General features: G+C 67.2%; 12 protein-coding genes. 1 reads left to right on the forward strand and 11 read right to left on the reverse strand.

The annotated features are described in order from the left end of the window. Positions 1-22 precede the first annotated feature (22 nt). From HWX32_RS09655 to hemL, 5 genes are read right to left on the reverse strand one after another with little or no spacing between them, the layout of a single operon-like run. Entirely contained in the window at positions 23-1,663 is a 1,641-nt protein-coding gene (locus HWX32_RS09655; RefSeq protein ID WP_175935684.1) for a cytochrome c biogenesis protein ResB, read from the reverse strand. Continuing rightward, positions 1,663-2,442: a cytochrome c biogenesis CcdA family protein gene (locus HWX32_RS09660; RefSeq protein WP_175935685.1), complete on the reverse strand. Its 780-nt coding sequence runs from the start codon at positions 2,440-2,442 to the stop codon at positions 1,663-1,665. The genes HWX32_RS09655 and HWX32_RS09660 overlap by 1 nt, the downstream gene beginning before the upstream one ends. After that, the gene (locus tag HWX32_RS09665; protein WP_175935686.1) at positions 2,443-3,018 is read right to left on the reverse strand and encodes a TlpA disulfide reductase family protein; all 576 of its coding nucleotides are present in this window, start codon (positions 3,016-3,018) and stop codon (positions 2,443-2,445) included. A 41-nt stretch (positions 3,019-3,059) separates the two neighbouring features. Then, a complete protein-coding gene (locus HWX32_RS09670; protein ID WP_175935687.1) occupies positions 3,060-3,671 on the reverse strand; it encodes a histidine phosphatase family protein in 612 nt (203 codons plus the stop codon). Between the two features lie 15 nt (positions 3,672-3,686). Then, the gene (gene hemL / locus HWX32_RS09675; RefSeq protein WP_175935688.1) at positions 3,687-5,003 is read right to left on the reverse strand and encodes a glutamate-1-semialdehyde 2,1-aminomutase; all 1,317 of its coding nucleotides are present in this window, start codon (positions 5,001-5,003) and stop codon (positions 3,687-3,689) included. Between the two features lie 20 nt (positions 5,004-5,023). Here hemL and HWX32_RS09680 point away from each other — a divergent pair, with 20 nt between their 5' ends. Next, positions 5,024-5,866 (forward strand): NAD(P)-dependent oxidoreductase, encoded by an 843-nt coding sequence (locus HWX32_RS09680; protein ID WP_175935689.1) that lies wholly within the window; start codon positions 5,024-5,026, stop codon positions 5,864-5,866. 44 nt (positions 5,867-5,910) lie between these two features. Here the strand turns inward: HWX32_RS09680 and HWX32_RS09685 are convergent, their stop codons facing one another. Genes HWX32_RS09685 through HWX32_RS09710 form a run of 6 tightly spaced genes read right to left on the reverse strand, consistent with a single transcriptional unit; the run spans position 5,911 to position 12,875 of the window. Next, complete coding sequence (locus HWX32_RS09685) at positions 5,911-6,729, reverse strand: DedA family protein (protein ID WP_175935690.1); 819 nt, start codon at positions 6,727-6,729, stop codon at positions 5,911-5,913. A 35-nt stretch (positions 6,730-6,764) separates the two neighbouring features. Beyond that, a complete protein-coding gene (locus HWX32_RS09690; RefSeq protein WP_175935691.1) occupies positions 6,765-8,153 on the reverse strand; it encodes a protoporphyrinogen oxidase in 1,389 nt (462 codons plus the stop codon). Further along, positions 8,153-9,247 carry a uroporphyrinogen decarboxylase gene (gene hemE / locus HWX32_RS09695; RefSeq protein WP_175935692.1) on the reverse strand — a complete coding sequence of 365 codons (1,095 nt, stop codon included), beginning with the start codon at positions 9,245-9,247 and terminating at the stop codon, positions 8,153-8,155. The genes HWX32_RS09690 and hemE overlap by 1 nt, the downstream gene beginning before the upstream one ends. Before the next feature lie 28 nt (positions 9,248-9,275). Then, positions 9,276-11,804, reverse strand: a complete 2,529-nt coding sequence (locus HWX32_RS09700; protein WP_075469635.1) for a cation-translocating P-type ATPase — start codon at positions 11,802-11,804, stop codon at positions 9,276-9,278. Positions 11,805-11,807: 3 nt separating this feature from the next. Then, positions 11,808-12,302, reverse strand: a complete 495-nt coding sequence (locus tag HWX32_RS09705) for a hypothetical protein (protein ID WP_175935693.1) — start codon at positions 12,300-12,302, stop codon at positions 11,808-11,810. Then, complete coding sequence (locus HWX32_RS09710; protein WP_175935694.1) at positions 12,303-12,875, reverse strand: hypothetical protein; 573 nt, start codon at positions 12,873-12,875, stop codon at positions 12,303-12,305.

Here is a 12,875-nt window from a genome sequence, read left to right on the forward strand (position 1 = left end):
AACCTACCCCACCAGCGGGGCTTTATAAAAGGATGTCCGCGTCCTCGTCTACCTCGTCCGGGGCGCTCGGCGCGGTGCCGAGAAGCTCCTCCACGATGCGCTCGAACTCGGGGCCCCACCCGGCGCGGTCGGTGCGCGACAGCCCGGCGATTTCCACGACGACCTTGCCACCCGGCTGCGGGCGCAGGCGCACCCAGATCCGGCGGCGCTTAATGGCCAGGGAGCCGGCGAGCGCGGCGATCATCACCACGGTGGAGGCGAGCACCCAGCCTTGGACGGGGTCGCGGGAAATCTGGTAGTTCGCGTACTCGGCGGCACCGTCGAAGCGGACGGTCACCTCGCCGCCGTCGCCGTCGGAGACCGTCGCCTCCTGGCCTGGGGTGAGGTTGAGGCGCTCGACTTTCTGCAGCCTGCCGTCGGCGATGAGGTTCTGGTCCAGCACGAAGATGTTTTGCGGCCGGCCGGTGTCCAGGCCGGCGTCGCCGCGGTAGACGTCCACGGACACCGCCGGGGCGTCCATCTGTGGGAACGCGGAGGACAGCAGGTCGTCGTTGGGGCCGGACCACTCGGCGGTGGGCGCGAAGTTGCCCTCCACGGCGATCTGGTGCTCGCGGCGCTCGGTGAGGTCCGGGTACATGCCGGCGGGCGGGTCGAAGCGCATCACGCCGGAGGAGAGGAACGTGGTGGTGTCGGTGGGCCGAAACTGCACCATTTGGGTGCGCGATTCGCCGTTGGGCCATGTCACGGTGATCTGCGGGGCGAAGCCGTGGCCCTGCAGGTACACGCGGTCGCCGCCGACGCGCAGCGGGGTGTTCACCTCGAGGGTGTACGGCTCCCACTCGTCTTGTGGCTTCGTCACGTCGTCGGTGAAGGTGATGTCGGAGGCGAACCCGAGCGCTTGGCCGGTGTTGAGGTAGTCCGCGCGGAAGTTCTGTGCGTCGAAGCAGAAGGGGGTCAGCCCGGTGCCGTCGAAAAGCGCCCCGGCGCGAAACACGTCGAAGTTCGCGGGGGAGGTATTGCAGAACACCGTGGAGCGCTCCACCGGCACCGCCGATTCCGCCTCGGAGTTGGTCACCACGATGACCTGGCCTTCGTAGTAGAGCATGCGCCCGAGCGCGAAGGTGACAATCATGGCCACCAGCCCGATGTGGAACACCAGGTTCATCAGCTCGCGCGCGTACCCGCGCTCCGCCGAAATGGAGTACGTGCCGGCGCGGTCTTCGTCCGGTTCGTACGCCTGCAGGTGCCACTTGGACAGGGTTTCGCGCACATGCTTATCGACGCTTCCCAGATCCCCTTCCACTTCACCCTCAGCGTGCATCGGCATGCGGGCCAAGTACTTCGGGGCGCGGGTGGGCGGGGTGGTGTAGGCGCGCCAGTGATCCATGGAGCGCGGGATGATGCAGCCCACCAGCGAGACCATGAGCAGCAGCACGATTGCGACGAACCAGGTGGACTCGAACACGTCGAAAAGCTGCAGCCTGTCGTAGATCGGGCCCATGGTGGGGTTGGCGCGCAAGTAGTCGTCCACAAGCGAGCTGCTCACCTGGCGCTGCGGCAACAGCGCGCCCGGCACCGCGGCGAGCGCGAGGACGAACAGCAGCAGAAGCGCGGTGCGCATGCTGGTCAGCCAGTGCCAAAACTTCCGCAGCATCTGCAGCATTAGATGACCGTCCCGCCGAAATCGCCGACCAGGTTACGGGTCCAGCCGATGAAGTTGCTCCAGGCGCCGGTGAGCAGCATGAGCCCCACCACGATCATCAGCACCCCGCCGATGATCTGGATGGCGCGGGAATGCTTACGAAGAAAGTCGATGGACTTCACCGCCTGCATCGACCCCAGCGCCACCAGCAAAAACGGCAGGCCCAGACCGATGCAGTACGCCACGACCAGCAGCACCCCGCGCGCTGCCGTAAGCCCCTGGGTGCCCACAGACACCGAAATGATCGCCGCGAGCGTGGGGCCCAGGCAGGGCGTCCAGCCGAGGGCGAACACCCCGCCTAAAAGCGGCGCACCGAGGATCGTGGTCCAGCGCTTCGGGCTGAGCCGCGTGTCGCGCTGCAACGCCGGGACGGCACCCATGAACACGAGCCCCATCACGATGGTCACCACGCCGCCAACGCGCATGAGCGTGTCCGCGTTGAGCTGGATCAAGCTCACCACGCCGAACACCGACACTGTGGCCAGCAAGAACACCAGCGTGAACCCCGCGATGAACAACGCGGCCGCGCCCGCCACGCGCGTGTTCTTGCTCTTCACGCGCACACCCTCCTCGGCGAACTCCATCTCGCCGCCCACCACACCGGTGAGGTACGACATGTAGCCCGGCACCAGCGGGATCACGCACGGCGAGGCGAACGACACCAGCCCCGCCAACGCCGCCGCGAACAAGCCGAGCAGAAGGGGCCCGTCGGCCGCGAGGCTGGAAAACGCCTCCCCCATCTACGCCTCCTCCTTCAGCCTGTCCACCAATTCAATGAGCTCGTCCGCCGTGATCTCGCGCAGGAACACCGCGGCCGGGCGGTGCTGCGCGTCCAGCACCACGGTGGTGGGGATGACGGAACTTGGCACCCCGCCAAGGTGCGCAGCGGTGACAAACGGCGGGTCGTAGATGGACGGGTACGTCACCCCGTTATCGACCACGAAATCGCGGGCGATCTGCGGGTTCGGGTCCCGCACGTTGATGCCTAAAACGGTGCCGGCAGCATCTTCAAGCAAATGCTCGTGCACGGCCTGCAAGTCGTCCACCTCCGCGCGGCACGGCGCGCACCACTGCCCCCACGCGTTGAGCACCACGATCTGCCCGTCGAAATCGGACAACGCGATCGTCTCTCCCGGCTCCATCAGGCTCTCGCCCTCGAAGCCATCGAGCGGGGCGCGCTCCTCCGGCTCGTAGAAAATCTCCGTCTGCCCGCCCGGCGAATGGAAGGAAAACGTCCCCCCGTCGTCGCCACCAGCGCCGCAGCCTGCCAACACCAGCGCCGCGGCGGCGCACACGGGCGCGAGGAGCTTTCGCATAAGGTCCTTCTCTTCTCAGGTCTCTTCTCAGATCGCTCTGTTTAGATCGATGCAGCGGGCGTTGCGTACGTAAAGTCAACAACACGCCCCGCCTCAAGCACAAGTGAGGTCACCGAGGCCAGGTCGCACTCGCGCCTCATGTGCGCCAGTCGTTTGCCCTGCACGTGGCGCTGCACCATGACAATCGGCAGCTGGTGCGACACCAACACAGCCTCGCGGCCCTCGGCCTTCGACGCCGCGTGATCCACCTCTTTGAGCATGCGCGCAAGAATCTCGTCGTACGGCTCGCCCCAGCTCGGCTCGAACGGGTTCGTCATGTGGCGCCAGCGGATCGGGTTGAGCAGCTGCGTGCGCCACCCCTTGGTGCGAAGCCCCTCGAAAGTGTTCGCGGCCTCAATGATGTCCTCGCGGGTATCGATGTCTAGTCCCGTGACCTCAGCGATCGGTTCCGCCGTCTCTTGGGCGCGCTCCAGCGGCGACGCCGCGAGGTATACCACGTCGCGGCCCTCGAAAAAACGGGCCGTTTTTGCCGCCATGGATTTCCCGCGCGAAGACAAGTGGTAGCCCGGCATGCGCCCGTAGAGCACCTGTTTCGGGTTGTACACCTCGCCGTGGCGGACCAAGTGCACTGTGGTGCGCTTTTGTTCTTCCATCGCCTACGTCTCCGCCTAAGCCTCAGCCTGCGCCGCGGCCTTCGCTGCCGCGCCGAGCGCCTCTTCGATGCGGCCGAAGTCCTCGCCGGTCAGAGCGGTGGAGACGAACCACGTCTCGAATGCGCTCGGCGGCGCGTACACGCCAGCATCCAGCAGCGCGTGGAAGAACGGGGCGTAACGGAACGTCTCCGCCGCCTGCATCTCGGCGAAGTTCGTCCCCTCGCCTTCCGCGAAGCGCACAGAAAGCATCGTCGCGGCGCGCTGAATGTGGTGCGCCACCCCCTCGCGCTCCAACGCCTCGGAAATCAGCCGCGCCAACGTGTCCGCGTTTTCCTGCAGCGCCGGGTACGCATCCTCGCTGGCCAGGCGCAGCGACGCCATGCCAGCCGCCATGGCAACCGGGTTACCGGACAAGGTGCCCGCTTGGTACACCGGCCCATTCGGGGCGAGGCGCTCCATGACATCCTTGCGCCCACCGAACGCCGCCGCCGGCAGCCCGCCGGAAATCACCTTGCCGAAGGTGGTCAGGTCGCCCGCTACACCGTCCACGCCGTACCAGCCGGAGTAGGACGTGCGGAAGCCCGTCATCACCTCATCGACGATCAACAGCGCACCGTCCGCGTGCGCGATCTCCTTCAGCTTCGCGTTGAAGTTGTCCTGCGGGGCGACGGTGCCCATGTTGCCGCAGGCCGCTTCCGTGATAATCACCGCGATCTCGCCCGGGTGCTCGAGGAACGCCCGCTCCACCGCCGCCACATCGTTGTACGGCACCACGATGGTGTCCGCGGCCTGCGCACCGGTTACGCCCGGGGAATCCGGCAAGGCAAACGTCGCCAAGCCTGAGCCCGCCGACGCCAACAACGCATCCACGTGCCCGTGATAGCAACCCTCAAACTTGAGCACCTTTGGCCGGCCAGTGAAACCGCGCGCCAAACGCACCGCAGACATCGTCGCCTCGGTACCGGAGTTGACCATGCGCACCTCATCCACGCTGGTGCGCTGCGTGATCATCTCCGCGATCTGCACCTCCGCCTCCGTCGGCGCGCCGAAGCTCAAGCCGTGCGAGAGCGCCTCATTGACCGCGGACACAATCTCCGGGTGCGCGTGGCCGTGCAGCATCGGGCCCCACGAACCGACGAGGTCCACGTAAGAGTTCCCGTCCACGTCGATAAGCTGCGAACCCTGCGCACTCGCAATGAACCGGGTCTGCCCGCCCACCGAGCCAAACGCGCGCACCGGCGAGTTCACCCCGCCGGGGGTCACGCGCTGAGCGCGCTGGAAAAGCTCGTGGGAGCGGGTGGTGTTCGCTGAGGTCGGGTTCTGGGCAGTCATGGTTGTCTATCGTAGGCCATATGAGAATCGCGTTTTTAGGCCTCGGCCGCATGGGCACTGAACTGGCACTCAAACTTGTTGGCGACCACGAGCTCACAGTGTGGAACCGCACCGCATCCAAGTGCGAACCGCTGGTGGCAAAGGGCGCCACCGCCGCCGCGTCGCCCTCGGAGGCCGTCGAGGGCGCAGAGCTGGTGATCACTTCGCTCTTCGGCCCCGACGACATCCGCTCCGTAGTCATCGAACCCGCCCTCATCCCAGACGGCGTGACCTGGGCGGACGCCACCACCATCTCGCCCGACGACGCCACCGAGTTCGCCGCCGCCGTGCCCGGCTTCGTGCACACCCCGGTGGTCGGCTCGCTGCCGCCCGCGCGCGAAGGCAAGCTCGGCGTGTACGTCGGAGGAGCAGATGCTTATCGACGCTCCCGTGTCGCCACTGTCGTCGCCCCGTGGGCCGCCGCCAACCCGGAACGCCTGGTAGAAGTCGAATCGGCCGCCGACGCAGCCGTAGGCAAACTGCTGGCAAACCTCGCGCTTGCGGTGTCCTTGGAGGGGTTCCGCGAAGCCCTGGATCTGGGTGCCGCGCAGGGCATTTCCGCAGAGCAGGTGGTGAAGATGCTGCGTGGGACGGGCCTGGAGTTCATCGTGAACATGAAAGCCCCGTTCGTGCTGGGTGAGCGTTCCACCGACCCCGGCGACTTCTCCGTCGACGCGATTGCGAAGGACGCGCGGTTGATGCTCGACGCCGCCGACAGCACCGACCTGCCCGCCGTGCGTGCGGCACTTGCGTCGCTTGAGGCGCAGCAGGACGCCGGCCACGGCGACGAGGACCTCTCCTCCGTGGTGGTGTACCGGGACTAGGTGGCCTGGTTGGCGCCCCTGCCCCCGGCCGGAAACGGGCCCTGCTAGTGAGACGCGTCGACTGCCCCGCCCATCGTCATCTGGGCTGCTTTCTCCTTCTTCGACTGGTTGCGGAACACGCCCACGAACACGACCACAATCAGGGCGATCGCGATCCAGTTGGCCACCTTCGCGTACTGGTCAAGCACGTACACCACGGGTTCGCCGATCCACCAGCCCAGCCCCAGGTACAAAAACGACCACAGCGTCTTCGAGATGAAGTCCAAAAGCATGAACTTGCCCACCGGCATGCCGGTAATGCCCATCAGCACGAACACGACGAACGCGATGGGCAGCGGGATCGGCAGGTACGCCAGGAAGATGCCCAGCCAGCCGAGCTTCACCGCCCACCCTTCGACACGCTCGATGTTGCGGGCGGCGCGCTTCGAGTTCGCGCCCTGCACTTCCAGGATGCCGCGGCCCCACAGTTTGCCGGCCCACCAGTAGATCCAGTCGAACTTGATGGCCACCACGGAGCCGATGAGCAGCATGACAAGCCAGTGGTCGGCTTGCCCCACCGCGGCCAGCGCACCTGTGGATGCCGCGCCGAGGCGCGAGCCGGTCAGGGCCAGCATGATCGGCGGGTCGAGGCCCAGAAGCCACGCACGCAGCGGGATCATGGCCATGCCGAACAGGCCCGCAAACCCGAACCAGGCGAGGCACCAGTAGTCCGCCTTCGTGGGTTTGGAGTTCCACGGCAGGCCCTCTTCTTCCCACCACTCCTTCTCCGCCGCAGTCTCGGCCGAAGTGTCCCCCGAAGTCTGCGCCGAAGTCTGGGCCGAAGATTCTTCGGCCTGCTCGGCGTCGCGCGCGTGTGATTCCATAGGTGATCAACCTAGTGCACGCGGCGCGGAAACCCCTAGGTTTGCAGTTGCTTTGCGACGGCTGCCGCTACCACCCGTGCGTCCGCCACCACCGCCGGCACCCCCACACCCGCGGCCCAAGCGCCGGTGACGGAGATGCCGTCGAGCCCCTCGAGTGCGCCGCGGACCTCTGCCACGGTGGCCAAGTGGTGCTCGTCGAAGCGTGGCAGGCCGCCGAGCCAACGCTGCACGTAGATTTCCTCCAGGCCGGCTTCGCGGCCGTCAAAGCCGGTGATGGTTTTCAGGTCGTCGAGGGCCCAGTCCACCAGGTCGTCCTCGTCGGCGCTCATGGCGATGGTGTCGCCGAAGCGGCCGAAGCTGGCGCGCACCAGTGCGCCGCCCCGCTCGGCGAGGTGTGGCCACTTGCGCGAGGAGAACGTGAATGCCTTCGCGGTGACGTCTTCGGCGCCGTTGGCGACGAGGACGCCGGAGTTTTGCGGCAGCCCCTCGTCGTTAGCAAAGCGCATGCCCACTACTACCGAGTTCGCCAGCTTCACGCTCTTGAGCGACTCCGCGGCCTCGGGCGCGAGCGGCTTGAGCAGCAGCGCGGCGGTGGGGGCGGGCACGGCGACGATCACGTGGTCGTAGACCGTGTCCTCGCCGCCCTTCAGCTTGAAACCCCCGTTGGGGGCGGGTTCGATGCCGGAGATGAACGCGTCGATGTAGATGTCCGCGCCGGACTGCTCCGCGAGCGCCTCGTAGACCTCCTGGTAGCCCTCCTTGAACGCGTTGAATACCGCGCCGTGGCCGGTGGGCATCTCGCGGCGCGAGCGCTCCAGGTTCGCCACGGCGCCGGAGAGGGTCACCAGCCCGTCGGCGGCCATGCGGTCGAGTTCCCCGGCCAGCTGCGGGACGGTGGCGCGCAGGCCCAGGTCGTCGGCCGTGCAGGAGTACACCCCGCCGAGTAGCGCGGAGACAATGTTGTCCACCACTTCGTCTCCGTAGCGCTCACGTACCAGCGCGCCCACGTTGACGTCGCCGCCGATTTCCCACTCGAAGCCGGTCTCGCCTTCGGCGTCGATACGCGCTGCGGTCTCCTCGCTGACCAGGTGCTTCACCGTCTCGGAGGTGGACGGGATGCCCATCACACCGCCGGTCGGCAGCTGGCGTGCCTCGCCGTCGACCCACACAAGCGAGCGCAGGCCGGACGGCTCCATCAACGAGTCACCCAGGCCGAGCTCGCGGAAAAACTCGACCGCGTCGGTGCGGCGCGCCAAGAAAGCTTCCGCGCCCATGTCGGTTGGCCCGCCCTCGAACGCGACGGTGTGCAGCTTGCCGCCAATACGGTCGGTCGCTTCGTACACGTCCACCTTGGCGCCGGTATCGCGCAGCTCGTACGCGCAGGTCAGGCCTGCCAAGCCGGCGCCGATGATTGCGATGTTCATTAGGCCTCCTCTTCAAGCCCTTCAAGCTCTTCGTGGATGATGCGCACAGCCTCGGTCACGGCGTCCGCGTCGGTGGTGGGCAGCACGCCGTGGCCCAGGTTGAAAATGTGGCCGGTGGCCAGGCCTGCGTCGATGGCGCGCGCGGCCTCGCCCTTGATGCGGGTCACCTCGCGGCGCACCACGTCTTCCCCGGCGAAGAGCATGGCGGGGTCGAGGTTGCCTTGGAGCACACGTGGCGTCGTAAAGCGTGCTGCCGCAACGTCGAGTGGCACACGCCAATCGACGCCCATGACCTCGCTGCCCGCCTCGCTCATCGCGCCGAGCAGCTCGCCGGTGGCCACGCCGAAGTGGATGCGCGGAATCTCGCCCGCGACCGACTCCAGGATCTCGGTGGAGTACGGCAGGACATACTCGCGGTAGTCGCGCTCGGTGAGAAAACCCGCCCAGGAATCGAACAGCTGCATCGCGTCGATGCCCGCCTCGACCTGCGTGCGCAGGAACGCCTTGATGGTGGGCACAAGCCGGCGCATGAGCGTGTGCCACGTCTCCGGGTCGGCGTGCATCATCGCCTTGGTCCGCTCGTGGTTCTTGCTCGGCCCGCCCTCCACGAGGTAGCTGGCCAGCGTAAAAGGCGCCCCCACGAAGCCGATGAGCGCCTGGGTGTCGCTGAGCTCGTCCAGGATGATCCGGATGCCGTCGGCCACTTCCTGCACGTCGCCTTCGAGCAGAGGCAGCTTATCGACGTCCTGACGGCTCCTCACCGGCGCCCCCACCACCGGGCCTTTCCCCGGCACGATCTCCACGTCCACCCCGGCTGCCTTGAGCGGGACCACGATGTCGGAGAACAAAATCGCCGCGTCAACGTCGTGGCGGCGCACCGGCTGCAGCGTAATTTCGGCGAGCAGCTCCGGCATGAAACACGAGTCCAGCATGGCAATACCCTCGCGCACCTTGCGATACTCCGGAAGCGAGCGGCCCGCCTGGCGCATGAACCACACCGGGGTTCGGGTTGGGGTGCGGCCCAAGGCGGCGTCGATGAGCGGGGCGTGTGCAAGCTGACGTCTCTGCGTGCGTCCATGTGCGGTGCCGGTCATGCTTTCCAAGCCTACCGGTGCCGCCGATTCAGCCCGGGAACCGGCGAGCGCGCCTGGAATTTGCCTCGATGAGCAGGGAACTTCCCAGCATGAGCAAGGTGGCGCCAACTGGCGGCAGCACTCCGGCCGCGGCAAGCGTGATCGCGGCTGCGTTGTACACGGTGGCGAACGTCATGTTCGCGTTCGCGATGCGGGTCACCCGGCGCGAGTGCTCGATGAGCTGCGGCACCGCCATCACGTCGTCGCGGATGAGCACCACGCTGCAGGCGCGCTCCCAGCGCGTGTCGTCCGTGCGCACCGCGTCTAAGTCCCCGCCGGCGTAGAGGATGCCGGTGTCGGCCACGCGCAAGGTGGGCAGCACGCTTTGGTCGCCCACCATCGCCACCGTCGCTCCCTGGGTGTGCAGCGCGCGCACCGCCCCCGGTTTCTGCGGCGCCGGGATGCCAGCCAGCACCTGGGACACGCCCAAGAAGTCCGCGAAGCGGCGCGCCACCGGGTAGGTGTCGCGAGTGAGCATCACCGTCTCCACGTCCATCGCCTCGAGGCGGTCGATAGCCTCGATCGCGTCGTCCTTCGCAGGGTCGTAGAGCGTGACCACGCCGCGGTCCTTGCCCTGCCACCGCACCACCACAGGCGTGCCGCCGGCAGTCGCAGCCGCGCCGAGACGGCCGGTGAGCTGTGAAAGATTGGTCGGGCGCCACAGCGAGGCAGTAATGGTCTCCGTGCGCTGGCCGTAGTGCAAGGTGACGCGGCCGCCAAGCTCGCCGTCGGGCGTGGGCTCCTCGTCGTCCACCTCGATCCAGTTCGGCAGGTCCGGGTCGCCGTTTCGCGCGTCGCGGGCCTCACGCGCTGCCTTCACCATCGCCTTGGACGCCGGGTGGCCCGAATCCGCGGCCAAGGCGCCGGCGACGCGCAGCACCATCTCGGTGCTCTCCCCGCGCGCGGCGGTGACCGTCTCCACATGCATCTCTGGCGTGACCAGGGTGCCCACACGGTTGAACACGGCCGTGTCCGTGGCGGCCAGGGTGCGCATGGTGGTCGAATCGCGCACCAGCACCCCGTTTCGCACCGCGGACTGCAGGCCCTCGCGCGTCGGCAGCGCGGGCGAGAGCGCAAGGCTCACCGGCGCCACCACAATCAGGATCGCCAGCGCCGTAGACACCGCGGCGTTCCAGTTTCCGGTAAACAGCAGCCACAGGCCGAAGTCCAGCACCGCGATGACGTACGCGGCCGGGATGAGCATGTTCGCGCTGCGGGTGGCAGCCAGCGTGGCCGCGTTTTCGTGCTGCGTGGCATCTCGCAGCCAGCGCTGGATGGCGGTGAAGCGCGTGGTGTGGCCGACGCGCTCGGCGCGTACCTTGACCTCCCCGGCGCGCAACACGGTGCCGGCATACACCCGGGAGCCGACCTTCAACGCGGGGTCGCGGCGGGTGTCCACCAGCTCCTGGTCAACCTCGCCGGAGCCGCCGACCACTTCCCCGTCCGCCGGGATAATCTGACCGGCTTTCACCAGCACGTCGTCGCCGCGCCGGATCTCGGTGGCAGGCAGCTTCTCCGCCCCGCCCGCCGCGGGGCGCAGGCGGTGGCTCACCTCGTACTGGGTTTCCGCCCCGGGTCGGCGCGCATCGAGCTCGTGCAGCAGGTTCGAGCGCGCCCGGATGGCGTAGTAGCGCCCCGCCAAGAGCAGCGTGGTCACCGCGCAACTGACTTCGAGGTAGAGCTCCGCGCCGCGCTGCATGTTCAGCGGCACCCACTCCGCAGAGGAGGTGTAGCCCAGCGAACCGACGTCGGTAAACAGCAGCACTCCCACCGACCACACGTAGGACGCCAGAATTGCGATAGAGCTCGCCCCGTCCAGCGCCGACATTCCGCGGCGCACACCACCGGCCATCGCGCGGTGGAACGGGGAGGCGCACCACAGCGCAACCGGGGTGGCCAGTGCGAGGCAAACCCATTGCCAGCCGGGGAACTCCAGCGAGGGGAAGTAGGTGAGCACGAGCACCGGGATGGTCAGCGCCACTGCCATCCACAGGCGCACCGGCGTGACAAGGTCGCGGGCGGTAAACAGCACGTCGCCTGCCGGTCGCACTGCGCGGGGGCCGCGGGCAGCGAAACCCTGGGCACGGGCTATCAGCGTCGCTTCGTCGCTGCGCCGCTTTTTCGCCCGGCGTGGCATGGGGTGGTCCTGCCAGTAGCGTCCGTTGGCGCGGCGCCACAGGGTGGAATCAGTAACGTTGGCGCTCACGCCGAAGCGCTCGATCACCTCGGTGATCGCGGAGAGCGGAAGCGACGCCGGGGCGGTCACCCACGCCATGCGGTTGGGGTAGACCAGCCTGGCGGAGACACCCTTGATGTTCTCCAACGCCGCCTCGATTTCGCTGAGTTGGGGTCCGTCCTCCACGCCCTCAAGCTTGAACGCGTAGGAGGCGTTCGGACGAACCAGTTCCCCGTCGAGGTCTACCGCCGCCGCTGTGGGGTCGATGCCTGCGTGTTTCGCCGCTTCGTGCGCAGCCTGGATGGATGCGTCGAGGCGCTCCAACCCTCCACCCTGTTCCATGGTCTACTCCACGCCCTGCCACACGTCGCCGCTCATTTTGTCCACGTACGCGTTGGCGTCCGGGCGGAAGGCGAAAAACAGCGCAAATACCAGCACGATCACCACGGTAAACGACGCCCAACCGGACACGTTCACCACAAATCCCGCAAGGTTCACAAAAATGGTCAGCCCGATAAACGCCGCCGCCACCCGCCGCGCCGTCTTCGAGCCTTTGGGGAAGTAGGCGGCGGCACACGTCAGGCCGATGCCGAAGATGATGTTTCCCCACGCCAGCACGCGCAGGTTAAGCATGAACTTCGAGCCGGAGTCCGGGTCGAAGTCGGCGGGCGCGCCCTTCGCGAGTTGCGCGAACCCGATCACCAGCATGAGCACCGCGGACACCAGGCACAGGTAGTAGCTGGTGCGCAGGGTGCCCGGCCAGCGCTCGCCTACTTCGCCGGTGAAGCGGCGGTTGCGGTCGCCGGGGTCCGACACCATCGTCGGGAACATGCCTGCCATTTACTGCTCCTTGCGGTTGGCTTTGGATTCTGTCCACTCCACGGACGCCTTGTCCGCGGAGTACACGATGCCCATGACCCCGGCGACGCCGAGGATGATCTGAATGATGCCATCGAACGCGTAGAACGCCACCGGCAGCGAGGTCGCGGCCGACGACAGCATGAACAGGGTAAGCACCCGCACGCCGAAAAACACGCCGAAAACTTGCAGCAGGCGCCGCGCGTTCGCCGCCCAGCTCTTCTGTTGCTTAATGGCGCGCAGCGCGAGCGCGAGCAGCAGAATGAAGACAAGCTGGATCAGCGCCATCACCGCGATCGCGCCGTACACGCTCACGTTTAACATCGCGTCCGAGGCTTGCTCGCCCGCGGCTTTCGCCTGTTCCTTGGCCTGTTCGCGTAGCGGCGCCGGATCGAGCACCGCCGCGGTGACCACAAGAATCTGGTGCAAAAACTCGCCGGCGATCATCACGGCCCAGCTCAGCAGCATGTAGCGCACGGCCTCGGGCACGCCGCCTGGAGCATTTTGCTTATCGACGGCACGCGGCTCCACACGCGACGGCGCCTGCGGATTCAC

This window comes from Corynebacterium sp. Marseille-P4321, from assembly GCF_903645305.1.
Classification (GTDB): Bacteria; Actinomycetota; Actinomycetes; order Mycobacteriales; family Mycobacteriaceae; genus Corynebacterium.

Excerpts from the sequence above, each read along its gene's own strand:
- hemL (WP_175935688.1), bottom strand. The coding sequence starts at position 5,003 with ATGACTGCCCAGAACCCGACCTCAGCGAACACCACCCGCTCCCACGAG.
- HWX32_RS09670 (WP_175935687.1), bottom strand. The coding sequence starts at position 3,671 with ATGGAAGAACAAAAGCGCACCACAGTGCACTTGGTCCGCCACGGCGAG.
- HWX32_RS09655 (WP_175935684.1), bottom strand. The coding sequence starts at position 1,663 with ATGCTGCAGATGCTGCGGAAGTTTTGGCACTGGCTGACCAGCATGCGC.
- HWX32_RS09685 (WP_175935690.1), bottom strand. The coding sequence starts at position 6,729 with ATGGAATCACACGCGCGCGACGCCGAGCAGGCCGAAGAATCTTCGGCC.
- HWX32_RS09690 (WP_175935691.1), bottom strand. The coding sequence starts at position 8,153 with ATGAACATCGCAATCATCGGCGCCGGCTTGGCAGGCCTGACCTGCGCG.
- HWX32_RS09665 (WP_175935686.1), bottom strand. The coding sequence starts at position 3,018 with ATGCGAAAGCTCCTCGCGCCCGTGTGCGCCGCCGCGGCGCTGGTGTTG.
- HWX32_RS09705 (WP_175935693.1), bottom strand. The coding sequence starts at position 12,302 with ATGGCAGGCATGTTCCCGACGATGGTGTCGGACCCCGGCGACCGCAAC.
- HWX32_RS09680 (WP_175935689.1), top strand. The coding sequence starts at position 5,024 with ATGAGAATCGCGTTTTTAGGCCTCGGCCGCATGGGCACTGAACTGGCA.
- HWX32_RS09660 (WP_175935685.1), bottom strand. The coding sequence starts at position 2,442 with ATGGGGGAGGCGTTTTCCAGCCTCGCGGCCGACGGGCCCCTTCTGCTC.
- hemE (WP_175935692.1), bottom strand. The coding sequence starts at position 9,247 with ATGACCGGCACCGCACATGGACGCACGCAGAGACGTCAGCTTGCACAC.
- HWX32_RS09700 (WP_075469635.1), bottom strand. The coding sequence starts at position 11,804 with ATGGAACAGGGTGGAGGGTTGGAGCGCCTCGACGCATCCATCCAGGCT.